At 69.7% G+C, this 22,008-nt stretch carries 19 protein-coding genes, 1 tRNA gene and 3 pseudogenes; 9 read left to right on the forward strand and 14 right to left on the reverse strand.

Features of this window, described 5'->3' with window-relative positions:
* Positions 1 to 48: 48 nt before the first annotated feature.
* Positions 49 to 1,110: an HNH endonuclease gene (locus ACFZBD_RS20400; protein ID WP_391141103.1), complete on the reverse strand. Its 1,062-nt coding sequence runs from the start codon at positions 1,108 to 1,110 to the stop codon at positions 49 to 51.
* Positions 1,111 to 1,286: 176 nt separating this feature from the next.
* Here ACFZBD_RS20400 and ACFZBD_RS20405 point away from each other — a divergent pair, with 176 nt between their 5' ends.
* The 3 genes from ACFZBD_RS20405 to ACFZBD_RS20415 all read left to right on the forward strand — a co-directional run bounded on the left by ACFZBD_RS20405 (position 1,287) and on the right by ACFZBD_RS20415 (position 3,274).
* Positions 1,287 to 1,880 (forward strand): hypothetical protein, encoded by a 594-nt coding sequence (locus ACFZBD_RS20405; protein ID WP_391141106.1) that lies wholly within the window; start codon positions 1,287 to 1,289, stop codon positions 1,878 to 1,880.
* Between the two features lie 428 nt (positions 1,881 to 2,308).
* Positions 2,309 to 2,665, forward strand: coding sequence for a hypothetical protein (locus tag ACFZBD_RS20410; protein ID WP_391141230.1), 357 nt, complete (start codon positions 2,309 to 2,311; stop codon positions 2,663 to 2,665).
* Between the two features lie 144 nt (positions 2,666 to 2,809).
* Complete coding sequence (locus ACFZBD_RS20415; protein ID WP_391141109.1) at positions 2,810 to 3,274, forward strand: DUF4240 domain-containing protein; 465 nt, start codon at positions 2,810 to 2,812, stop codon at positions 3,272 to 3,274.
* 6 nt (positions 3,275 to 3,280) lie between these two features.
* Here the strand turns inward: ACFZBD_RS20415 and ACFZBD_RS20420 are convergent, their stop codons facing one another.
* The 3 genes and pseudogenes from ACFZBD_RS20420 to ACFZBD_RS20430 form a co-directional block, all read right to left on the reverse strand.
* The gene (locus tag ACFZBD_RS20420) at positions 3,281 to 3,703 is read right to left on the reverse strand and encodes a DUF6578 domain-containing protein (RefSeq protein ID WP_391141112.1); all 423 of its coding nucleotides are present in this window, start codon (positions 3,701 to 3,703) and stop codon (positions 3,281 to 3,283) included.
* Positions 3,704 to 3,999: 296 nt separating this feature from the next.
* Positions 4,000 to 4,198: pseudogene (locus ACFZBD_RS20425) on the reverse strand (GntR family transcriptional regulator); the annotation flags it as partial.
* Positions 4,199 to 4,383: 185 nt separating this feature from the next.
* Positions 4,384 to 4,860 carry a hypothetical protein gene (locus ACFZBD_RS20430; RefSeq protein ID WP_391141232.1) on the reverse strand — a complete coding sequence of 159 codons (477 nt, stop codon included), beginning with the start codon at positions 4,858 to 4,860 and terminating at the stop codon, positions 4,384 to 4,386.
* A 35-nt stretch (positions 4,861 to 4,895) separates the two neighbouring features.
* Here ACFZBD_RS20430 and ACFZBD_RS20435 point away from each other — a divergent pair.
* Positions 4,896 to 5,122 (forward strand): annotated as a pseudogene (locus ACFZBD_RS20435) (IS5/IS1182 family transposase); the annotation flags it as partial.
* 437 nt (positions 5,123 to 5,559) lie between these two features.
* On the opposite strand, the gene ACFZBD_RS20440 reads toward ACFZBD_RS20435, so the two are convergent.
* Positions 5,560 to 5,631, reverse strand: a tRNA-Val gene (locus ACFZBD_RS20440).
* Between the two features lie 167 nt (positions 5,632 to 5,798).
* On the opposite strand from ACFZBD_RS20440, the gene ACFZBD_RS20445 reads away from it, so the two are divergent.
* From ACFZBD_RS20445 to ACFZBD_RS20455, 3 genes are all read left to right on the forward strand, one after another.
* Positions 5,799 to 6,566 (forward strand): DUF4097 family beta strand repeat-containing protein, encoded by a 768-nt coding sequence (locus ACFZBD_RS20445; RefSeq protein ID WP_391141114.1) that lies wholly within the window; start codon positions 5,799 to 5,801, stop codon positions 6,564 to 6,566.
* 80 nt (positions 6,567 to 6,646) lie between these two features.
* The gene (locus ACFZBD_RS20450; RefSeq protein ID WP_391141117.1) at positions 6,647 to 8,026 is read left to right on the forward strand and encodes a hypothetical protein; all 1,380 of its coding nucleotides are present in this window, start codon (positions 6,647 to 6,649) and stop codon (positions 8,024 to 8,026) included.
* Between the two features lie 9 nt (positions 8,027 to 8,035).
* Positions 8,036 to 8,254 (forward strand): FmdB family zinc ribbon protein, encoded by a 219-nt coding sequence (locus ACFZBD_RS20455; RefSeq protein WP_391141119.1) that lies wholly within the window; start codon positions 8,036 to 8,038, stop codon positions 8,252 to 8,254.
* Between the two features lie 266 nt (positions 8,255 to 8,520).
* Here ACFZBD_RS20455 and ACFZBD_RS20460 read toward each other — a convergent pair.
* From ACFZBD_RS20460 to ACFZBD_RS20470, 3 genes and pseudogenes are all read right to left on the reverse strand, one after another.
* Positions 8,521 to 9,312, reverse strand: a pseudogene (locus ACFZBD_RS20460) (HAD family hydrolase); the annotation flags it as partial.
* 14 nt (positions 9,313 to 9,326) lie between these two features.
* On the reverse strand, positions 9,327 to 11,879 hold the full coding sequence (locus tag ACFZBD_RS20465) for a phosphoribosyltransferase domain-containing protein (protein ID WP_391141121.1): 2,553 nt from the start codon (positions 11,877 to 11,879) through the stop codon (positions 9,327 to 9,329).
* A 6-nt stretch (positions 11,880 to 11,885) separates the two neighbouring features.
* Positions 11,886 to 13,247 carry an HpcH/HpaI aldolase/citrate lyase family protein gene (locus ACFZBD_RS20470; RefSeq protein WP_391141124.1) on the reverse strand — a complete coding sequence of 454 codons (1,362 nt, stop codon included), beginning with the start codon at positions 13,245 to 13,247 and terminating at the stop codon, positions 11,886 to 11,888.
* Between the two features lie 177 nt (positions 13,248 to 13,424).
* Here ACFZBD_RS20470 and ACFZBD_RS20475 point away from each other — a divergent pair, with 177 nt between their 5' ends.
* A complete protein-coding gene (locus ACFZBD_RS20475; protein WP_391141127.1) occupies positions 13,425 to 14,366 on the forward strand; it encodes a TerD family protein in 942 nt (313 codons plus the stop codon).
* Between the two features lie 24 nt (positions 14,367 to 14,390).
* Here the strand turns inward: ACFZBD_RS20475 and ACFZBD_RS20480 are convergent, their stop codons facing one another.
* From ACFZBD_RS20480 to ACFZBD_RS20505, 6 genes are all read right to left on the reverse strand, one after another.
* A complete protein-coding gene (locus ACFZBD_RS20480) occupies positions 14,391 to 15,128 on the reverse strand; it encodes a Tellurium resistance (protein ID WP_391141130.1) in 738 nt (245 codons plus the stop codon).
* Between the two features lie 95 nt (positions 15,129 to 15,223).
* Positions 15,224 to 16,372 (reverse strand): DUF475 domain-containing protein, encoded by a 1,149-nt coding sequence (locus ACFZBD_RS20485; protein WP_391141133.1) that lies wholly within the window; start codon positions 16,370 to 16,372, stop codon positions 15,224 to 15,226.
* A gap of 29 nt (positions 16,373 to 16,401) precedes the next feature.
* Positions 16,402 to 16,977: a TerD family protein gene (locus tag ACFZBD_RS20490; RefSeq protein ID WP_391141136.1), complete on the reverse strand. Its 576-nt coding sequence runs from the start codon at positions 16,975 to 16,977 to the stop codon at positions 16,402 to 16,404.
* 173 nt (positions 16,978 to 17,150) lie between these two features.
* Complete coding sequence (locus ACFZBD_RS20495; protein ID WP_391141139.1) at positions 17,151 to 17,726, reverse strand: TerD family protein; 576 nt, start codon at positions 17,724 to 17,726, stop codon at positions 17,151 to 17,153.
* 112 nt (positions 17,727 to 17,838) lie between these two features.
* A complete protein-coding gene (locus ACFZBD_RS20500; protein WP_391141141.1) occupies positions 17,839 to 18,297 on the reverse strand; it encodes a redoxin domain-containing protein in 459 nt (152 codons plus the stop codon).
* A 145-nt stretch (positions 18,298 to 18,442) separates the two neighbouring features.
* Entirely contained in the window at positions 18,443 to 18,865 is a 423-nt protein-coding gene (locus ACFZBD_RS20505; RefSeq protein ID WP_137989507.1) for a DUF3052 domain-containing protein, read from the reverse strand.
* Between the two features lie 399 nt (positions 18,866 to 19,264).
* On the opposite strand from ACFZBD_RS20505, the gene aceE reads away from it, so the two are divergent.
* On the forward strand, positions 19,265 to 21,997 hold the full coding sequence (gene aceE / locus ACFZBD_RS20510) for a pyruvate dehydrogenase (acetyl-transferring), homodimeric type (protein WP_391141143.1): 2,733 nt from the start codon (positions 19,265 to 19,267) through the stop codon (positions 21,995 to 21,997).
* Positions 21,998 to 22,008: the final 11 nt, after the last annotated feature.

Consider the following 22,008-nt stretch of genomic DNA (forward strand, 5'->3'; position numbering starts at 1 on the left):
CGGAACTGCCTCTGTGCGCCGACGTTGATGCCAGCAGTCGGTGTCAAATCACGGGTTTGGCATCTGCTCGTCAGCCGCCCTGCGTGGCCGTGCAATGGCTTCCGCGGCACGCCTGTCAGCTGCATGCTTTCGCTCGATGGATGCCCGCAGTTCCTCAGGGGTCGGCCATGGCGCGTGCCGGTGGATCATGCGGTGACAGTTGGCGCATATGAGGGCGAGATCGCTGAGCTTGGTCCGCCCCTCCCCCGCTTCGTGCAACGGCACGACGTGATGGCACTCGATGTACCCAGCGCCACGGTCGCCGTAGACCTGCTCGAAGTCGAACCCACACGCCTCACACGCCAGCCGCCCACCGCGCTGAACCACGGAAGCGATCTTCTTCTTCCGCAGGCTCTTGTTCCGCTCGCGGGCCTGATGTCGGCGCATGAGGAGCCGTCCCTCGGGAGCGCTGTAGTCGTCGAACTCCTCGTCTTCGGTCGGCGCAAGGCTCTGCAGCTCGCCGATCGCGATGCCCTGCCGGAGGAGCCGAGCGACTTCGGTCATCTCGTCGGGCCGGGCAAGGAACTGCATCAGCACCGCAACGTCGAGGGCGCCGCCGTTGGTGGGTCTGCCTTGGTACTCCGGATGGCGCGTGGCGATGTCGAACGTCTTGCGCGCCACTCCGTTCGGGTTGCGGAACTTCTCGTTGCGCTCCGCCTCGGCGTGGAGGGGAAGCAGCTGGAGCAGGCCGGACAGCTCGACCACTCTGGCGTCCTGAGCGTCCAGCCCCTTCCAGCCGTTCTCCATCACGAGCTGACAGGCAAGGATGATCTCGTCCCGGGCCCAGTCAGGATTCTTGACAGCCTTGACCTGGAAGCCTGCCCGCTTCAGCCACGCCGCGGCGTGCTCTTTGCCTCCGCTGAACTCATCAGGTCTGAGGGCTCGCCCCTGATCCCACTGGTGCGCCACGCCCGCTATGGCTTTGGAGTCGTACTCCCGCCCGTCGTACACCACAACGTACGAGCGGGCCTCTCCGAAGCCGTACCTCGCCAGAAACTCATCCCGCCCCAACTTGTCATACTCTGCAATGGCCTTGAGTACGGACCCCTGTGTGATCGCTCCTCTACGCATGGCGGCAGCGTACGACCCCACGCTGACGGCCACCTGCCGCCCGAAGCAGCCAACGCCGGGCGCCGTGCGCCTCGTCATGCGCCCTATGCCCTCTTGCGCGGCTCGCACCCAGCCTGCACGGTTTCGTTGAATGCTGCTCGGCACTCAGGTGCCACAAGGGGGAAGGGCGGTAGGCCGTGGCAACCGTGACTGGGTGGGCCGAGAAGACCTTCGGCGACGCCGCAGGCCCGTTAGCCGACCTGGTCCGCGCCAGCTTGGTTCGAGCCCATGCCCGAGCCCGCAGCGGCCACGAGGGAGTACAGACCCAGACGCTGGAGGCATACGGACACGGCCTGTACGCCGCGCAGTACGAGGAACTGGAAGTGGGCCTCGCCGCACTCCCCGAGGCCACGCCTGTGCGCTTACAGGGACGAACGCTCATGATCCTTGGCGACCATGTGATCTACCCGCTCCGCTACGCGAAGAAAGACGTCCCCGTCACGGCAGCACGACTGCGACGCGCCACAGGCTTCCGGGCCGACCTTATTCGCCGGCACGGCCCCGAGCCCATGCAACAAGCCTTCGACCTGGGCCTCGACGAGTTGGACGAGCAAGAAGCCCATCCCGACCTCGCGCTGCTGTCAGAGGACGTCAAGCTCGTACTCGTCGCCTACGCCTGTTCCATGACTCAGGGCGTCATGCGCATCGAGTGGGGCTCCGCCGAACTGCGCCGCGAGGACCGCTACCTCATCTGGCACCACCATGAGCCACTCCGCTCACCACCGCGATAGAAGACACCCCATCAGAGGTCGGCGGAGCGGCTATGGGCTGGAACTGCTTTGAGGCGAGTGATCACGGCCCCGTAAGCTTCTGGCGCGTCGGGAAGCTAATGGACCTGCCCGGTGCAGTACGACGTTGGAACCATGCCCTCAGAGGCTCGCCCCAGTAGCTGCTCTCAGCCGTAGAGCTGACCGCTCCAGCCACACACTCCAGCCACAGAGGGGTTCCCCACCCAGCAACCCGAGCCGTCAGGCGAGATCCCTGACCCGCGTCGCGAAGAACGCCGGTCTCCGGTCGTCCGGCTGCACGACGCCCGGCACGGTACGGCGACGCTCCTCACCCGCCGCCACCAGGTCCCGCAGGGGCGCTACCGGACGCGGGCGACAGCCGGGGTTGCGGAACCGGGCTGCTGCACCGCAGGATCCTGGCGGGGGTGATCATGGAACGGCACGATCTGGAATCGCTGTTGTCCGGTCATGACGAGGCGTCCGTGATGGCTCTGGCCACCCTCCGCAGCGGCGCCACCTACTGGGTGGGAGACCGGGCACAGCCCGCAGGCCAGCATGCCGGAGTCTTCAAGCGCCGACTTCAGCGCATGCGGATGTACGGACTCGAACCGCTGGGGCTGGAACGGGCAGTACAGCTCGTCCGCGAACATGGCCGACCCGTGCGCACAGGGATGATCCATTCTGCCGATCGAACATGGACCACCCTGCTCTTCCTCACCGAGGACGGCAACGCGCTAGTGGCCTGCGCCGGCTGGCAGCTGCCGCTGGTAAGGAAGCCACCGCTTTAGGAGTTCGATCGGACGGTGCTGGCCGGGGAAGGAGCGTTGCTGACGGCTACTGTGGCTGACCGGGCGCGACTGCTGCTGTCCACCGTCGTTGATGTCAGCTGCGGATGTCAGACCGCCCTGACATCCTGCGCGCGTGAGAATGACATGGGCCGACTTCTGGGCGCTGATAGCCACCCTGAACGGCGCGAAGCCACCGAAGAGAGCTGCCACCGCCTCGCCGAGGAGCTGAGCCGCCGTCCCGTCTCCGACATCGTCGGTTTCGCGGAGCGGCATGCCGAGGCGCTCTACCGCCTGGACCAGGAGAAGTTCGGCACCCTGCCCGTGATCGACCTGACGGCCCGGTTCGGCAGTCCGTTCCCGCAGTCGTCCGACGGGTTCCTGTACGCGCGCTGCGCCGTGGTGGCCGCGGGTCAGGCTGTGTGGGAGAGCGTCTTCTTTGACGTCGACAAGTTCGCTCCGTACACCTCAAGCGAGCGTGACGGCGAATGGTTGCTGTACGTGCCGGACAAGGCCTACGAGCTGGCCACCGGCGAGGAGTGGGACCGCTCGACCCGATACTGCTTCGAGAGCTACTCCAACAGGGACGGATGGCCAGACCTGCGGAGCTGAGGCGAGCTACCGCTTGATCGGGATAACCGCATCTTCGGGCTCGTCGGAGGCACGCCGTGCGGTCACCAGGTAGCCCGCGAAGCTCACGTCCGGCCTGGCCTTCGCCCACCCGTCCGCCGCCTTGACCGGGACCAGTACGGTCGTGCTCGGAAGGGGGTAGTTCACCTTGTCCGTGGCGCCCGGGGGTACGCCGTAGCTGCAGTGCACCTCGACGATCGACACCACCTCCACCGAGGTGGGCGCGTGCCCCTCCCCCTGGCCGTGATGCTCCTCGCGGAAGTCGATCTCATCCGCACGTTCGCTACCGACAACGTCGGCGTAGTCCTCCGGATCGACCTCCAGCAGCGTCCACGAGACAACATCCCCCGACGCGAAGTTCTCTCCGCAGCACTGCATCTGCCAGTCATCAACCCAGATCGTCAACGTCATGTCGCCATTGTCTGCTGCCCCGAAGCCCGTCGTTGTCGACGGTGGGCGTCAGCGATCCAGGTTGGGGATGGGGCAGCGCTCCAGAGGTTCGTCCTGCCGGTCGGCCCAGTGCCACCAGAGACTTCGGTCCGGGCAACGCCACAGGGAACGACAGACTCGCTTCTCGTCTTCCTCGCGCAGGCAGAGGAAGAATCCCTTCCACTCCATGGATCGGTTGCACTCGGGGCAGTGAAGGGGCCAGTCAGCCATTGTGTGCAACCTGTCTCGGTCGTTGCCAGTGGTCGGTCGTAGCGTCGTCAGCCGATGGGGATCTCGTAGACGATCTCGCACAGTGCTCTGGGCACGACGATGTCCGCAGTCTCCACGGGCTGGCTGCCCTTGGTCGCTGTAGTAGGTCCGCTGGATGTGCGTGACGAGGGCGGCCTTCCGGACCCCAAGGAGCGACGCTTCCTCAGCGGTGGCCTGCCGCGGCTCGGGCTGCTCAATAGCGTGGCTCGCGCGCTGCGGACCGCACCATCCGTACCCGCTACCGGGGTTCGGCCCCATAGGTCCCGGATCCGGCCCGCCCCGGCGAGGACGGGTATGGTCGGCGTACCTCAATCCGCTCCGCCCTGCGTCTCGATGGCGACGCCGCAGGGCTAGGGGCTGTCCCTTAAAAGATCTCCGGACCTCTGTGGGGGCTACCCCATGACGGCGCGAGCCGTGTCGAGAAACGCCGATCGGTTGCCCTCCAGGTAGTCCCGCACGCTCTCGCCGTCGGGCAACCCTTCCCACACGGTTCGGTTGAGGTCGAGGAAGTGTACGTGTGCAGCTTCATGCACGGCTGGGGGGAACTGGATGCGGATGAGCCGGTCCGCGACCCAGAAGCGGTACATCACATCCCGGGTCGTGAGGTACCAGTCGTCGGTGTCCTCCCAGTCGGAAGGCCGGGCGTACGCGCAGCGTTCCGCCTCTGCCGACACCTCGATGAATCGCTCCAACAGTGACAGCCGCTCCGCGCGCCGGGTTTCCGACAACGCGATTTGCTGCCGTTCCTGTTCAGCGCGTTCCGCTGACCGCTGAGTCCTGTGCTGGACGAGGTAGGACAACATGCCGCCGAGGACAACGCCGCCCAACGATATGAGTGACAACCAGACCTGACCTGACATGACGATCATCATTTCATGACGTCGATCTCTGAGACGATCGCAGTGTGGCTGGTGTGACCACGGCGTCGGTGCCGCCCTGGATAGCCCCGTTAAACACGCACCTGACGATGCATCGGCTCGCCCCATTGTTCGAGGTGCCCAAGTCGGCGGCGGACCGCACCATCAACCACCTCGGGCCGATGCTCGCACTCCAACCCCGCAAACGGTTCTCCAAGTCGTCATCGACGCCGACACCCGCCTGGTCGTCGCGGTCGGTCGACCCCTCGCCGGATAGACGAGGCACCCCCACGAGGGACAACGACGCCTGAGGCAGCTCGTAGATCATTTACGGGACAGCCCTCAGGCGCAGCGTGCGCAACTCGAACACCTGTTCACCCGAAGAGTGAACAATGGATTGCCCGTACATCCGTCAAGCAGGGCGGGCGGTCATCCCCAAAGACGTGCCGGGGCGCTCAAAGCAAGCCCCGGGTCGGCGCCCCCAGCGCAAGGCGACCCCCCTCCGACGCTCCGAGGAGGCGCCGCTCGTGGGCCCATCGACATGCTTCTTCCGCCCGACTCCCTTAGGGGTTATCGAGGGGCCGGGAAGGTGTGGCGAGACTGCGTGAGAGCGCATCCAACGTGCAGTCACGGTGCAGTGGAACGGCTAAGGCCCAGGCCGAGCAACGCTCTGACCTGGGCCTTCGTTGACCTTTGGCAAGGTCAGCGCGGTGGGCGCGGACGGTTTCGAACCGCCGACATCTGCTTTGTAAGAGCAGCGCTCTACCCCTGAGCTACGCACCCGTGGAATGAGGCAACAGCGTACATGGCCCATGGGTGGGTCCCGCAAACCGATACGGGGGGCGGGGGGTAGCCCTACCCCGGGGCGGTGGGTCGCCGGATCGTGGGGGTGGGGGGTCGGTGCGTACCGTGAGGGGACAGTCAGCGTGTCACCAGGGGGTTCGATCGTCATGGCCGCTCGTCGTCGTATCCGTACGTTCCTCGTCGCCGGTGGAGCCGTCGTCGTCGCCCTCGGGGTCGCCGGGTGTGGGGGTGCCGATGTCGAGGGGGCGCCCGTCGAGAAGAAGAGCTTCGCGTTCTCCGGGAAGACGCTCACCATCGACGCCGACAACTCCGAGCTGGAGATCGTGCCCGCCGACATCGAGGACGTGCGCGTCAGCCGGCAGGTCGACGGATGGGTGTTCATGGGGTCGGGGCCCGAGGCGTCGTGGCGGATGGAGGGCGAGCGGCTGACCCTGCGGGTCGACTGTGACGCCGTGGCCAGTGACTGCGACTCCGTGCACCGCATCCAGGTGCCGCGCGGCGTCGCCCTCACCGTCGAGGACGACAACGGGCAGGTCACCGCCGACGGCTTCGACACCGCCCTGACCGTACGGTCCGACAACGGCGCCGTCCTCGTGCGGAACGCCTCCGGCGCCCTCGATCTGTCCAGCGGCAACGGCGAGGTCGTCGTCGAGGGCGGCACCACCTCGCAGCGCGTCGTCGCCCGGAGCGACAACGGGGCCGTGCGCCTCGCGCTCAGCGCCCCGCCGGCCCGCGTGGAGGCCACCAGCGACAACGGGGAGATCGACATCGCCCTGCCGAAGGGGACATACGACGTCGACGGCCGCGCCGACAACGGCGAGGTCCGGATCGACGTGCCGAGCACCAAGGGCGCCGACCGTGTCGTGACCGCTCGCAGCGACAACGGGGAAATCGTCGTGCGCAGCGCGAACTAAAGGGTTCGTGTGTTCGTCCTTACCTGGTGGGAGAATGAACCGGACCGGGCAGCGCGGCGATCACAGCACGGGAGAGGGACGTGGCGGCGACTCACGCGAGGGGCGGGGCGAGCGCTTCGGCGTCCCCGCGGCGCCCCTGCGGCCTGGGGCTCGCGTTCGCGCTTCCGCTTCTCGGGCTCGCCCTCCTTCCCGCCTCGTTCGCCGGTGGCGGGACCCGCCGCTGGTTCGGCGGGCGTGGCGAGAGCCAGCGGGCCGAGGCCCAGGCCGCCAAGGATGCCGCCGCCGCCGCGTTCTACGAACTCGACACCGCCCAGCGTGACCTGCGCATCTCCATCGAGACGATCACCGCCGTCGACGATTCGCCCGGTGCCCGCCGCGCCGTCGAGGGCTTCGCCGCACTCGGACGGCGGATCGACGAGGCCAGCCTCGCCTACATCACCGCCGTCGACGCCCACGACCTCGACCGGGACGAGCTGGACGCGGCGACCGCGAGCCGGGCCCGCGCCGAGCTGACCCGCGCCAAGGACGAGCTCCTCCGGGTCAAGGGCGAGCTGGACCGCTTCGAGCAGGGGCTCGGGCCGCTGCTCGACACCGCCGAGACGCAGCTCGCCCGGCTCGCTCCCGCCGTCGAGCGGGCCCGACAGGCCCTTCGCTCCGCGAGCACCGCTCTCGACACGGCCCGCGAGGCGGGCCTGCGCGCCGACGACCTCGCGGCCCGGCTCGCCGCCCTCGGTCCCGACCTCACCAAGCTCAACGAAGGCGCCGGCCGGCACGGCGTCCCCGCCACCCTCCAGCGCGCCGACCGCGTCCTGCGGGACGCCGAGGCCGTACGGTCCGAGGCGGAGCGGTTGCCCGAGCGCGCCGCCGAGACCGACAAGCGCCTCGTCTCCCTGCGTACGCGCGCCCAGGCGCTCACCACCCGGGCCGGGGGCGTCGAGCCCGTCCTCTCCGAGCTGCGGCGCCGTTTCTCCGCCGCCTGCTGGCAGGACCTGCAGCACGTTCCCGACCAGGCGGCCGACAGCCTCCGCCAGGCCGAGGAGAGGCTGGAGGAGGCCGCCGCGGCCCGCGCCGAGCAGCGCTGGCCCGACGCCACCAGCCTGCTGGCCACCGCCCGCGCCCTGCTCAACCAGACCGACGAGGCCGTCTCCGCCGCGGGCGACCGGCTGCGCCGTCTCGACGCCGTCGCCAAGGACCCGCAGCACGAGATCGACCGCGCCCGCTTCGCCGTACGCGACGCGCAGCGCCTCGCCATGGCCGGCCGCACCACCCCCGACCCCCGCCACGCCCGGCCCCTCGACGACGGCGTCGCCCGCCTCGACCGGGCCGTCGCCGCCCTCGACAACGGCCGCCACCCGGACTACTGGCACTTCCTCACCGAGCTGGAGGCCGTCCGCGCCACCGCCGCCCGGGTCGTCGAACTCATCCGCGAGGAACGGGGCGGTGGCGGCGGCGGCCGTTAGCCTGTCCGTATGCCTCGATACGAATACCGCTGCCGGACGTGTGGCGACACCTTCGAACTCAGCCGGCCCATGGCCGACTCCTCCGCCCCCGCCGCCTGCCCCGAGGGGCACGACGACACCGTCAAGCTGCTCTCCGCCGTCGCCGTCGGCGGCACCGCGACCGGCGGCGGCCCCGCCCCCGCCGGTGGTGGCGGTGGCGGATGCTGCGGTGGGGGCTGCTGCGGCTGACCGCCGGTCGGGTGGGTGAGCGCCTCAGCGTCGGCGGGTTCGGGCGGGGCACCTCATTCCGGTACGGGTCCCCCCACGCCGGTCGCGGCGTCCGCCGCACCTCCGGCCACCCCCGTGAGACCGCCTCCGGCCACCCCCGTGGGACCGGCTCCGGCCGGCCCCGCGAGACCCGTAGCGCCTGACGTGCCCGTAGTCCCCGCAACCCCTGCGATGCCGGTGATCGTCTCCGTGATCCCGCCGCCGGGCAGCCGTGCCGCGCGGTGGGCGCGGATCGTCGTCAGGAAGCGGCGCAGGATCTCCTCGCCCGCCGCCACGCCCCGTTCGGCGAGCACCTCCACGTGCGGGGCGGTCCAGCCCGTGTCGGCGAGTTCGCCGTGGCCGGGGCGCCAGGCGCGGTCGGCGGCGAGCAGCAGGTCGGCGTCGAGGAGGGAATCCCCGGCCGCCAGGGTCAGGGCGGCGCCGGACCGGCGGGCGACCTCGCGCATCGCCGCGCTCTTGGTGAGCGGCTTCGGTACGGCGTACACCTTGCGACCCTGCAAGGAGACCGTCCAGCCCCGGTCCCCCGCCCAGTCGCCGAACCGCTTCAGCCACTCCTCGGGCAGCCGCTCCCGCTCGACGACGAGGTACGCGAAGAGGTCCTCGGCCACCCGGTGCTTGCGCACCCAGGACAGGTCGGTGGTGGCGGTGAAGTAGGCGCGGATCTCGGCGAGCGGCGCGCACTCGTCGGCGAGGCGGCGCAGCACGCTCTCGTGCCAGTCGAGGTCGGTCACGCCGTCGACGAGGAGATGGCCGCCGTTGGCGCAGATGGCGTACTTCGGCGCGGGGCCGGGGAGTTGGATGCGCTGGTACTGCTTGCGGGTGCGGGTCGTGGTGGGGACGAAGACGGCCTCCGCGGACACCTCCGCCAGCAGCACGGCCGCGTCCTCGGTGAGGTACGACAGCGGCTTGGACTCGTGGACCTCGATGCTGAGCAGCCGGGGCGCCTGCGCGTCGGGCATGCCGAGGGCGAGGGCGGCCGCGGAGTAGATCAGCGTACGGTCGAGGTCGCTGGCGACCATCACGGTCTCGGTGCTCACTGGGAGACCACCGCCTTCCCGTCGGCGCCCGTGGCGCCACGCGTGTACTGGGGGTGGATCAGTCCGACACAGGTGTACGGGAGGTCGTCGACCTCCTCGACCGGCACCCCGCGCTGTTCGGCGAGGAGCCGGACGTGGGCGAGGTCGGCGCCCGCGCCGCGCTGGGCGAGGATCTTCCAGGGGACGCGGCGCAGCAGGACCCGGGTCGTCTCGCCGACGCCCGGCTTGACCAGGTTGACGTCGTGGATGCCGTACTCCTCGCTGATCCGCTCGACGGCCGCCCAGCCTTCCCAGGTCGGGGTCCGGTCGGCGGAGAGCAGTTCCTTGACGTCGGTGTCGACGGCGTCGCCGACCTCGTCGAAGCGGGCGGCGACGGCGTCGAGGAAGTCGTTCGACACATCGGCGCCGGCCAGCTCGCGGTAGTACTTCCCGCCGTGGAAGTCGTCGGGTCCGACCAGGTCGGCGCGGAGGACCGTACGCGATATGAGGCCGGAGACGGTGGAGTTGAGGCAGGCGGAGGGGATGAGGAAGTCCTCGCGGGTGCCGTAGGTGCGCACACAGGAGCCGGGGTCGGCGAGGACCGCGATCTCCGGGTCGAATCCGGGGAAGTCCCGCAGGGCCTCGGCCAGTTCGCGGGTGATGGCGCCCTTGCCGGTCCAGCCGTCGACGAAGACGACGTCGGCGGGGTCGTGGTGGGCGGCGAGCCAGCGCAGCGCGTTGGCGTCGATGCCGCGCCCGCGCACGATGGAGACGGCGTAGTGGGGCAGGTCGAGACCGTGGCGGGCCTGGGCCCAGCGGCGCATCAGGACGCCGACGGGGGTCCCGGCGCGGGCGAGGGAGACGAGCACCGGCGTGCCGCTGCCCCGGCCGGAGCGCTCGGCGAGGACGGTCTCGGTGACCGTGCCGACGGCGCGGGCGATGCGGGTCGCGGAGGTCTCCAGGGCCGCGTGGAACAGCTCCTGGTATTGCGCGGTGGGCTGGTACTCCACCGGCAGCGACTCGGCGTAGTGGGCGCCGCCGCTCTGGATGGCCTCCTCCCGCTCCTCGGTCGGGGCCTCCAGCTCGACGTCCGAGAGGTCCTGGAGCAGCCAGCCGACCTCCTCGGGCGCGTACGAGGAGAAGGCGGGGCCGCGGAGGGGCTCGGGCAGCATGGAGGCCCTTTCTGGGGGAGCGGCGCACGTGTAGGTCGGGACGACGGCGAGGACCACGTGCGGAATGTGCGCGGCGAGCTGGGCCAGCAGGCCGTCCGGGGCGTGCAGCTCGGGCGTGTCGGCGGCGGAGTCGACGACGGCCACGACCGCGTCGAAGCCGGCGCCCGCGACGTTGTAGGCGTACCGCCGGCCGGGGCCGTCGGCGGGCCTGTCGTGGGCGGGGAAGACGAGACGGGTGCGGATGGCGTAGCCGGGGTCGTCGACGGCGAGGACCGGCGAGCGGGTGGTGGTGGAGTACGCGGTGTCGAATCCGGCGCGCTCCAGCTCGACGGCGAGCCGCAGCGGGGCGTACATCAGCTCCTCGAAGCCGAGGACGAGGACCCGGCCGGATGCGGACGGGTCTGCGGAGGCCGCGATGGGTACGGACGGGGCCCCGGAGGCCGCACCCGGTGCCGACAGGGCCCCGGAGGCCGCCCCCGGTGCGGACGGGGCTGCGGAGACCGCCCCCGCCCCTGCCGTGAGGGCCGTCGCCAGGCGTCGGGTCATGGCCGGCAGAGCCGCCGTCAGGGCCAGGGCGTGGGAGGCGGTGAAGCCGTGACGGCCGCCGTCCGGGAGGCCCTCGGGCCAGCCCAGCTCGACCCGTACGGGCGGGGCGCCGAGCGGCGGCCCGGGGGCCGGGGCCGGCTCCGTGTCGTACTCCGCCACCAGGGCCTGGCCCCGCTCCAGGACGCCCTCGGGGAGGCGTACCGTCCCCGCCGCTCCGGCCACGAGGTCGACGCGGGCGCCGATCTCCTCCGCGAAGGCGCGCAGGCGGTCGTGGTCGGCGGGCCCGCGCATGTCGACGAGGGCGACGACCACGTAGCGGTCGCGGGGGTAGCGCTCGTGCAGGTCGCGGATGGTGTTGAGGACGGTGTTGCCGGTGGAGAACTCGTCGTCGACGAGGATCAGCGGCCCGTCACCCGCCAGCAGCTTGGGGTCCTCGGGGAGGAGGAGGTGCGAGGTGGCGTGCGAGTGGGACTCCTCGAAGCCGCCGGCCCGCGCGACCCCGTCCACCGGACGCCGGGTGGAGTGCAGGTACGGCGCGGAGCCCAGCCCGTCGGCGACCGCGTGGCCGAGGGCGGTCGCGGTCTCGGCGTAGCCGACGACGACGGCCCGCCCGGCCTCCTCGCCGCCCAGGAGGTCGCGGACCCGCTCGCCGAGGGCGACGCCCGAGCCGTACACCACCGTCGGGCGCTGGGGTATGTGCTTGCCCAGCACGTGGGAGACGAGGAGGTGCGCCCGCTTGGGGTTGCGGCGCAGTGCGAGGCCCAGCAGTCCCGGGAGCGTCTCGTCGCCGACCAGTTCGACACCGAGTCGCTCGGCGACCCATGTACCCGACCACACCACGTTGTCGATCACCCTTCGTCAGCCGGCCAGTCCGGCGGTCAGCAGATCCACGAAGCCGACGTCCTCGCGGGCGACGCCGAAGACCTCGGCGCGCAGCAGGGTCCGTTCCGCCCAGGCGCGGTGCGGCTTCACTTCGTTCATCTTGTTCGTATACGCGGAACGCATCACCCCGCCGGCACCCCGCTCGGGGCGGAGGATGTCCTGGGCGTCGCTGAACTCCTCGTGACTGACGACGGAGAGCGCGTGCACGGGCACCACGTGGGTGGGGTGGATGCAGGTCTTGCCGAGGAGGCCGTTGGCCCGGTCGAGTTCGATCTCGCGCAGCAGCCCGTCGAGGTCGTGCTCGATGAGCGCGGTACGGAGGTCCTCGGCGCTGCCCTCCAGGAAGGGGCTGCGGCGCAGCTGTGGCTTGAACATGCGTTCGCCGGGCCGGAAGTACTCCCAGACCGGGCCGGTGATGGTGAAGCCGCTGCCGTCGGAACGGCCGAGGACGTTGACGACGTCAGAGATGACGTGCGCGACGATCTTGACGTCGTACGCCGTCATGTCGGGCGAGCGGCGCAGTCCGTAGGCGGAGCAGAAGTCGGTGACGCCGAGCCGGAGCGCGAGGACCCGGTCGCGGTACTTGTCGACGATCGCGGCGATGCCGGCGAGGGTCGCGGCCCGGGTCTCCAGGTGGAGCAGCTCGGGGGACTCCAGGACGGGCATGGCGAAAAGTCGCCGTCCGCAGGCCCTCTCCGCCTCGGCGAGGGCCTCCAGGAAGGCGCGGCCGCGGCACTCGTCGAACTTGGGCAGGACGAAGCCGGTGAGCAGGCGCACGTGGTCGCCGAGCCGGGCGACCAGATCGGTGATCTGGCGGGGCTCACGGACCCGGATGAAGAGCAGGGGCACATCCGCGACCCCGCCGGCGCCGGGGGCCGTACCCGCGCCGGAGGCCGCGCCCGCGCCGGAGCCGGGAGGCACGCCGGGGTCCGTGCCCGCGCCGGAGCCGGGAGGCACGCCGGGGTCCGTGCCCGCGCCGGGGCCCGGCCGGGTCGCAGGGTCCTCGGCCGCCGTGCGGGCCGTGTCGGCGGCGGCCCGCGTGGCGGCGGGCGACACGCCCGTCGCGAGGTCGGCGAACTGGCTGACCAGGTTGGACTCGGCGGCCTCCACATCCGTGTCGGCGATCGAGTCCTCCAGGCAGAGCACCATGGAGACGACCCCGCGTGCGGCCTGTTTGCGGACGTCGTCGGCGAGCCGCGGCCGGGTGGCCGGGCTGTACAGCGTGGCACCCAGGGCCACGGCGAGCGTGCTCGCGGGCGAGTCGGCCGTGAACTCGGCCGGCTCCTGGTGGAACAGCCCGGCCCGCGAAGCGGACGGGATGTGCCCGAAATGACGCATGTAACTCCCCCGACTGCCTTTGCGGGCCCTGATGACATGTGGCCGGTAATAGTACGTAGGTGCGGGTGTCCGTAGTTCCCTCCCATCATGAAATCCAGGTAACTCGTCCGCATCCGATCGGTCTCGCCCGGCTCGCCGCGCCCCCCGCGTTGTCCGCGGGCCCACCCAGCAGGCAGGATGACCGTCATGACGCACGCGATGCTGAAGGGCTCCAACGTCCCTCTCGACACCGCGGCCGTACGGGCCGTGCTCCGCTGGACCCCGGGCCCCGGGGTCCCTGACGTGGACGCCTCGGCCCTGCTGCTCGGCACGAACGGACGCGTGCGGTCCGACGAGGACTTCGTCTTCTACAACCAGCCGCGCCACCCCTCGGGGCTGGTGCGGCGGCTGCCGAAGAAGCGGGTCGCCGAGGGGCTGACCGACACCGTCGAGGCCGATCTCGGCCGGCTCGACCCGTCCGTCGACCAGGTGGTGATCGCGGCCTCCTCGGACGGCGACACCTTCCGGAGCGTCTCCGACCTGCGGATCCTGCTCTACGACGCGGGGGCGCCGGACCGGGAGCCGCTGGCGCTGTTCGACGTGACGGCGGAGACGGGCGAGGAGACGGCGATCATCTGCGGCGAGCTGTACCGGCGCGGGGACGCCTGGAAGTTCCGGGCCGTGGGGCAGGGCTATCCGACCGGGCTCGTCGGCCTGGCCACCGACTTCGGGATCTCGGTGGACGAGGCCGCGGAGGAGGGCGCCTCCGGGTCCGGCGACCGTGCGAACGACGGCGGGGCCCCGCGCCCCCAGGGCGGCCGGAACACGCCCGCCGCCCCGGATCTGGACCTCGGCCCCGACCCGGATCTGGACCTCGACCTGGACGCGACCGTCGTCCACGCGCCCGTGACGGCGCCGGCACCGCCGGTCGTACCGCCGCAGCCGGCCAATCCCCCGGCCTACGGCTACCCGCAGCCCGCCTACGGCTATCCCCAGCCGTACGCCCAGCCCCAGCCGCATGCCCAGCCGTCCTCGGCGCAGCCCGGCTACGGCTATCCCCAGCCCGCCGCGGCCGCCGCGCCCGCTCCGGACCCGAACTTCCGGCTGCCTCCGATGGGCCCGCAGTTCGTACGCCCGTAAGTGGTCCGGCCGGAACCGCACCCGCTACGCCTTGGTCTTGTAGCCGCGCCCCCACTGCAGGCCCCAGCCGTACAGCCGGTCCAGTTCCGCCTGGAAGCCGTACACGAACTTCACCTCACGGCGGACAACCAGCTCGTCCTTGACCTTCTCGACGGTGAACACCGCGCAGGAGCGGGCCTGGGGGGCCCGCTCGTCGAGTTCGATCTCGATCCGCGGGCCGTTGCTGGGGTAGAGCGTCACCTTGGCGTGCGTACGGTCGAAGGCGGGCGTCTGGTCGTAGATGTAGACGAAGAACAGCAGGCGCTTGATCTCGTCCCGGTGGTCGAGGTTGACGAAGATCGTCTCGCCGGACGAGCCGCCGAACCGGTCGTCGCCGCTCAGGTTCACATACGGCGGCGCGTTCAGGGAGCCGAAGAAGTTGCCGAGCGGCTGCACCACGCCCCTGCTGCCGTCCGCCAGCTCGTACATGCAGCCGAGGTCCAGGTCGACGTTGACCATGCTCTGGGTGTGCGCCTGGACGACCTCGGGCTTGAAGAGCTTCGAGGGGTGCCGGAGCAGTTGGCCGCTCTGGCGTGAGCGGCCTTCTATGTCGGAGGTGCGCATCCGCCAGGAGAGGTTGACGCGCAGGTTGCCGGTGGCGGCGCCCTGTTTGGTCAGGGAGACCGCCGGGCGCCGTCTGGTCAGGTCGATGGTGTTGCTGGCGGCGTTGCCCGAATCGAACTGCGCGGCCCTCCCCGGAAAAAGGCCGTCCCAGAAGCCCATGTGCCCCACCCCCCACTCGGAAACCTATGACACGCCGAGGGGCGGCCGGGTGCACCGGCCGCCCCTCGGTGAAGCGTTCCTCGCGCGCGGGGGTGTCACACCCCGGACGGCACCTCTGTCTTGTCCCCGGAGGAGCCGGAGCTTCCCTCGGCCGCCGCGAGGGCCTTGTTGCGGCGGACGGAGGACCAGAAGGACCAGGCGATCAGGATGACGCCGATGGAGCCGGTGATGAGCTCGCTGATCTGGTAGCGGATGGTGACCATGAGGATCACCGCGAGCGCGCCGATGGCGTAGTGGGCGCCGTGCTCCAGGTAGACGTAGTCGTCGAGGGTGCCCTGGCGGACCAGGTAGACCGTGAGCGACCGGACGTACATGGCGCCGACGCCGAGGCCGAGCGCCATGAGGACGATGTCGTTGGTGATGGCGAAGGCGCCGATGACGCCGTCGAAGGAGAACGACGCGTCGAGGACCTCGAGGTAGAGGAACATGAAGAAGGCGGCCTTGCCGGCGAGCTGCACGGCCGAGACCTGCTTGCCGGACCGCTTGGCCTCCTCCTCGGCCTCGTGCTCGCGCTCTTCCTCCTCCTCGAGCTTGTTCTCGAAGAAGCCGGAGAGACCGCCGACGACGAGGTACGTGATGAGGCCGAAGACGCCGGAGAGCAGGACGGTCGAGGCCTTGTCGACGTGCGTACCGCCGTGCTGGTGTGCCTGGGTCGCGAAGGTCATGGCGCTGATGGCCAGGACGATCAGGGCGACGCAGACCGACAGCATGTCGACCTTGCCGAGCTTGGCGAGCGGGCGCTCCAGCCAGCCGAGCCACTTGATGTCACGGTCCTCGAAGATGAAGTCGAGGAAGATCATCAGGAGGAACATCCCACCGAAGGCCGCGATCGACGGGTGCGCGTCGGTCACCAGCTGTTCGTAGCGCTCGGCGTCGTTGAGCGCGAGATCGACGGCCTCGATGGGGCCGATCTTGGCGCTGATCGCGACGATCACCACGGGGAAGACCAGCCGCATGCCGAAGACGGCGATCAGGATGCCGATCGTGAGGAAGATCTTCTGCCAGAAGGGGCTCATCTTCTTCAGGATTCCGGCGTTGACCACCGCGTTGTCGAAGGAGAGCGAGATCTCGAGGATGCACAGGATCGCGACGACCCCGAGCGCTTCCCACCCCCCGAAGAGCACCGCTGCGACCAGTCCGAGCGCCGTGACGGCGAACGACCAGCCGAAGGTTTTCAGTACCACTGTCTACCTCATCGTGTAATTACGCGGCTTTACGAAACGTTGACCCCGAAGTCTAGAGCGATGCCCCGAAGCCCGGACGCGTACCCCTGCCCCACCGCTCGGAACTTCCATTCACCGCCGTACCGGTAGAGCTCGCCGAAGATCATCGCCGTCTCGGTGGAGGCGTCCTCGGAGAGGTCGTAGCGGGCGAGTTCCTGGCCGTCCGCCTGGTTCACGACGCGGATGAAGGCGTTGCTGACCTGGCCGAAGGTCTGGCCGCGGTTGTCGGCGTCGTGGATCGACACGGGGAAGATGATCTTGTCGCAGTGGGCCGGCACCTTGACGAGGTCGACGATCAGCGACTCGTCGTCGCCGTCACCCTCTCCGGTGAGGTTGTCCCCCGTGTGTTCGACAGAGCCTTCGGGGCTCGTGAGGTTGTTGTAGAAGACGAAGTACTCGTCGCCGAGCACGCGCCCCGACTGGCACAGCAGGGCGCTGGCGTCGAGGTCGAAGTCCGCCCCGGTGGTGGATCGCGCGTCCCAGCCGAGGCCGATCAGCACCTGGGTGAGATTCGGTGCGGCCTTCGAGAGGGAGACGTTGCCTCCCTTGGCGAGCGTGACGCCCATGATGTGTTCCTCCCCGGTGAGTACCGCTGCTACGGCTGGTGGTGCGGGTGGTGCTCGTCGTGCGCGTGTGGCTGGTCATGCGGGTGTGGCCGACGGTGCTGGTGGTGCTGGTGATGAGGCACGTCCGGCGCCGCACGAGAGGTGCGGCGCCGGACGGTTCAGTGTCGCGTGGCTCAGACGTTGACGCCGAAGTCCTGCGCGATGCCGCGCAGACCCGAGGCATACCCCTGGCCGACGGCGCGGAACTTCCACTCCGCGCCGTTGCGGTAGAGCTCGCCGAAGACCATGGCGGTCTCGGTCGAGGCGTCCTCGGACAGGTCGTACCGGGCGATCTCCGCGCCGCCGGCCTGGTTCACGACGCGGATGAACGCGTTGCGCACCTGGCCGAAGGACTGCTGGCGGTTCTCGGCGTCGTAGATCGACACCGGGAAGACGATCTTGGCGACGTCGTCGGGCACGGTGGCGAGGTTGACCTTGACCTGCTCGTCGTCACCCTCGCCCTCGCCGGTGAGGTTGTCACCGGTGTGCTCGACGGAGCCGTCGGCGCTCTTCAGGTTGTTGAAGAACACGAAGTCCTGGTCGTTGCGGACCTTGCCCTCCGCGCTGACCAGAATGGCGCTGGCGTCGAGGTCGAAGTCCGTCCCGGTGGTGGTGCGGACGTCCCAGCCCAGACCGACGATGACGGCGGTCAGGCCAGGGGCCTCCTTGGTCAGCGAGACGTTGCCGCCCTTGCTGAGGCTGACTCCCACGAGTCCCTCCATTGGTTTCCAGGGGCAGCGCCCCCGTCGTGCGTTGGCATCGGATCAACGTCTGGATCCTAGTGACGGGTTCCCGGCCGAGACAGACGATTCGCCCTGATCCTCAGAGAGTGTCGAGCGCCTTGAGGTAGTCGTCGAGGTCGCGGGCGTCCGGAAGGGCGTTGACGACGGTCCAGCGGACGACGCCCTCCTTGTCGATGATGAAGGTGCCGCGCACGGCGCAGCCCTTCGCCTCGTCGAAGACGCCGTAGGCGCGCGAGGCCTCGCCGTGCTTCCAGAAGTCGGAGAGCAGGGGGTATTCGAGGCCCTCCTGCTCGGCGAAGACGCGCAGGGTGTGGATGGAGTCGTTGGAGACGGCGAGGAGCTGGGTGTCGTCGTTGACGAACTTCGGCAGGTTGTCGCGCAGCTCGCACAGCTCGCCGGTGCAGACCCCGGTGAAGGCGAAGGGGTAGAAGAGCAGCACCACGTTCTTCTCCCCGCGGTAGTCGGAGAGCCTCACGGTGCGGCCGTGGTTGTCCTTGAGCTCGAACTCCGGGGCCTGGGTGCCGACCTCGATCGCCATGCGTACGCGTCCCTTCCGCTGGACCTTGTGGACCTCGTGGACCTTCACTGGACCGAACAGGTGAGAACAGCTTAGGGCGGCCCTCGGGGGGCGCACGCACAGAGCCCCCGCCGACGGGGTCGGCGGGGGCTCCTGCTGCTTGGGGTCAGCGCTTGGGTGCCACCAGTCGGCTGCCCGACCAGTCCTTGGCGACGCTGATGCTCTTGGTCTGGGAGAAGCCGGCGGTCTGCGCGGCATCGCTGATGTCGCTCGGCTCGACGTAGCCGTCTCGGCCCGTCTTCGGAGTCAGGAGCCAAACGACCCCGCCGTCCTCCAGCAGGCCGATGGCATCGACCAGGGAGTCCGTCAGGTCTCCGTCCTCGTCGCGGAACCAGAGCACGACGGCGTCGGCGACGTCGTCGTAGTCCTCGTCAGCGAGGTCCGACCCGATGATGGACTCGATGCCTTCGCGGAGATCGAAGTCGACGTCGTCGTCGTAACCGATCTCCTGGACCACCTGTCCGGGCTCGAACCCCAGCCTCGCTGCCGGGTTGGTCCGCTCCTCCGCGTGGTCCGCGGTCGCGCTCACGGCTTGCCTCCTGATCATGTATCGGAAAATGCTTCGGCCACGCGCGTACGCGCGGCGCTGGCCGTAGTCCACACGGGCTGGGCGGATCGCGCAAGTACCCGGCCGTCGAGACCGCCGAAACGGTGACGTTTGGGGCCGTCTCGCCGAAACCTCCGACCCGATTCCACTCCGCTCCGTAATAGAGGACACACGCTTCGTACCGGTTTATGGTCTTCCGCGGTTTCAGTCTGCCGAACGTGCGGACGAAACGCATGCGCGGGTTGGGCGTAAGGTTGCGATTTGACCCAACCAGGCGCCCCTCGGGGGTTACCCCTCGGTAGAGATGACGTTTGACACTGACGGGGTACACGATGGACACCCCGGCCTCCTGTGGGCTCCACCGAACAGCGAAGGAACAGCGTGGCTTCCGGATCCGATCGCAATCCGATCATCATTGGCGGCCTTCCCAGCCAGGTCCCGGACTTCGATCCGGAGGAGACCCAGGAATGGCTCGATTCCCTCGATGCCGCAGTCGACGAGCGGGGCCGTGAGCGAGCCCGCTACCTCATGCTCCGTCTGATCGAGCGGGCCCGCGAGAAGCGCGTGGCCGTGCCGGAGATGCGCAGCACGGACTACGTCAACACCATCGCCACGAAGGACGAGCCGTTCTTCCCCGGCAACGAGGAGATCGAGCGCAAGGTCCTCAACGCGACCCGCTGGAACGCGGCCGTGATGGTCTCGCGCGCCCAGCGGCCGGGGATCGGCGTCGGCGGCCACATCGCCACGTTCGCCTCCTCCGCCTCGCTGTACGACGTCGGCTTCAACCACTTCTTCCGGGGCAAGGACGAGGGCGACGGCGGCGACCAGATCTTCTTCCAGGGGCACGCCTCCCCCGGTATCTACGCCCGCGCGTACCTGCTCGACCGGCTGACCGAGACGCAGCTCGACGCGTTCCGCCAGGAGAAGTCGAAGTTCCCGAACGGTCTCTCCTCCTATCCGCACCCGCGGCTGATGCCGGACTTCTGGGAGTTCCCGACCGTCTCGATGGGCCTCGGCCCGCTCGGCGCCATCTACCAGGCGCGGATGAACCGCTACATGGAGGCGCGCGGCATCGCCGACACCTCCAAGTCGCACGTGTGGGCCTTCCTCGGCGACGGCGAGATGGACGAGCCGGAGTCGCTGGGCCAGCTGTCCATCGCCGCCCGTGAGGGCCTGGACAATCTCACCTTCGTCGTGAACTGCAACCTGCAGCGGCTCGACGGCCCGGTGCGCGGCAACGGCAAGATCATCCAGGAGCTGGAGTCGCAATTCCGCGGCGCCGGCTGGAACGTCATCAAGCTCGTCTGGGACCGCTCCTGGGACCCGCTGCTCGCCCAGGACCGCGACGGCATCCTGGTGAACCGGCTGAACTCGACGCCGGACGGACAGTTCCAGACGTACGCGACGGAGACCGGCGCCTACATCCGCGAGCACTTCTTCGGCGACGACCAGCGGCTGCGCTCGATGGTCGAGAACATGACCGACCACCAGATCCTGCACCTGGGCCGCGGCGGGCACGACCACAAGAAGATCTTCGCCGCCTTCGCGGCGGCCAAGGCCCACAAGGGCCAGCCGACCGTGGTCCTGGCGCAGACCGTCAAGGGCTGGACGCTGGGTCCGAACTTCGAGGGCCGCAACGCCACGCACCAGATGAAGAAGCTGACGGTCGACGACCTGAAGCGCTTCCGCGACCGGCTGCACATCCCGATCACGGACAAGCAGCTGGAGGACGGCGCCCCGCCGTACTACCACCCCGGGCCGAAGTCCGAGGAGATCCAGTACATGCACGACCGCCGCAAGGCGCTGGGCGGCTACGTGCCGACCCGGGTCGTGCGCGCGCAGCCGCTGAACCTCCCCGAGGACAAGACCTACGCGGCGGTGAAGAAGGGCTCCGGCCAGCAGTCGATCGCCACCACGATGGCGTTCGTCCGGCTCCTCAAGGACCTGATGCGGGACAAGGAGATCGGCAAGCGGTTCGTGCTGATCGCCCCGGACGAGTACCGCACCTTCGGCATGGACTCGTTCTTCCCGAGCGCCAAGATCTACAACCCGCTGGGGCAGCAGTACGAGGCCGTGGACCGCGAGCTGCTGCTCGCCTACAAGGAGTCGCCGACGGGCCAGATGCTGCACGACGGCATCTCGGAGGCCGGCTGCACGGCCTCGCTGATCGCGGCGGGCTCGGCGTACGCCACGCACGGCGAGCCGCTGATCCCGGTCTACGTCTTCTATTCGATGTTCGGTTTCCAGCGGACCGGCGACCAGTTCTGGCAGATGGCCGACCAGCTGGCCCGCGGCTTCGTGCTGGGCGCCACCGCCGGCCGGACGACCCTGACGGGCGAGGGCCTCCAGCACGCGGACGGCCACTCGCAGCTGCTCGCCTCGACCAACCCGGGCTGTGTCGCCTACGACCCGGCCTTCGGCTTCGAGATCGCGCACATCGTCCAGGACGGCCTGAAGAGGATGTACGGCCCCGACGCCGAGGACGTCTTCTACTACCTGACCGTCTACAACGAGCCGATCCAGCACCCGTCGGAGCCCGAGAACGTGGACGCCGAGGGCATCCTCAAGGGCATCTACCGCTTCAAGGCGGGCGAGTCCGGCGAGCTGCCCGCGCAGATCATGGCCTCCGGCGTCGCGGTGCCGTGGGCGATCGAGGCGCAGCGCATCCTCGCCGAGGAGTGGAACGTCCGGGCGGACGTCTGGTCGGCGACGTCGTGGAACGAGCTGCGCCGCGAGGCCGTGGACGTCGACCGCCACAACCTTCTCCACCCGGAGGAGGAGCAGCGCGTCCCGTACGTGACGCGGAAGCTGTCCGGGTCCCAGGGGCCGTTCGTGGCCGTCTCCGACTGGATGCGCTCGGTGCCGGACCAGATCGCCCGCTGGGTGCCGGGGACGTACACCTCGCTCGGCGCGGACGGCTTCGGCTTCGCCGACACCCGTGGCGCTGCCCGTCGCTTCTTCCACATCGACGCCCAGTCGATCGTGCTCGCCGTCCTCACCGAACTGGCCCGCGAGGGCAAGGTCGACCGGTCGGTGCTGAAGCAGGCCGTGGACCGCTACCAGCTGCTCGACGTCTCCGCGGCGGACCCGGGCGCCGCGGGCGGCGACGCCTGACGCGTACCACC

Origin of the sequence: Streptomyces sp. NPDC008121 (genome assembly GCF_042957155.1) — a bacterium.
Lineage (GTDB): Bacteria > Actinomycetota > Actinomycetes > Streptomycetales > Streptomycetaceae > Streptomyces.

Excerpts from the sequence above, each read along its gene's own strand:
- ACFZBD_RS20400 (WP_391141103.1), bottom strand. The coding sequence starts at position 1,110 with ATGCGTAGAGGAGCGATCACACAGGGGTCCGTACTCAAGGCCATTGCA.
- ACFZBD_RS20410 (WP_391141230.1), top strand. The coding sequence starts at position 2,309 with ATGGAACGGCACGATCTGGAATCGCTGTTGTCCGGTCATGACGAGGCG.
- ACFZBD_RS20415 (WP_391141109.1), top strand. The coding sequence starts at position 2,810 with ATGGGCCGACTTCTGGGCGCTGATAGCCACCCTGAACGGCGCGAAGCC.
- ACFZBD_RS20420 (WP_391141112.1), bottom strand. The coding sequence starts at position 3,703 with ATGACGTTGACGATCTGGGTTGATGACTGGCAGATGCAGTGCTGCGGA.
- ACFZBD_RS20430 (WP_391141232.1), bottom strand. The coding sequence starts at position 4,860 with ATGATCGTCATGTCAGGTCAGGTCTGGTTGTCACTCATATCGTTGGGC.
- ACFZBD_RS20445 (WP_391141114.1), top strand. The coding sequence starts at position 5,799 with ATGGCCGCTCGTCGTCGTATCCGTACGTTCCTCGTCGCCGGTGGAGCC.
- ACFZBD_RS20455 (WP_391141119.1), top strand. The coding sequence starts at position 8,036 with ATGCCTCGATACGAATACCGCTGCCGGACGTGTGGCGACACCTTCGAA.
- ACFZBD_RS20470 (WP_391141124.1), bottom strand. The coding sequence starts at position 13,247 with ATGCGTCATTTCGGGCACATCCCGTCCGCTTCGCGGGCCGGGCTGTTC.
- ACFZBD_RS20475 (WP_391141127.1), top strand. The coding sequence starts at position 13,425 with ATGACCGTCATGACGCACGCGATGCTGAAGGGCTCCAACGTCCCTCTC.
- ACFZBD_RS20480 (WP_391141130.1), bottom strand. The coding sequence starts at position 15,128 with ATGGGCTTCTGGGACGGCCTTTTTCCGGGGAGGGCCGCGCAGTTCGAT.
- ACFZBD_RS20490 (WP_391141136.1), bottom strand. The coding sequence starts at position 16,977 with ATGGGCGTCACGCTCGCCAAGGGAGGCAACGTCTCCCTCTCGAAGGCC.
- ACFZBD_RS20500 (WP_391141141.1), bottom strand. The coding sequence starts at position 18,297 with ATGGCGATCGAGGTCGGCACCCAGGCCCCGGAGTTCGAGCTCAAGGAC.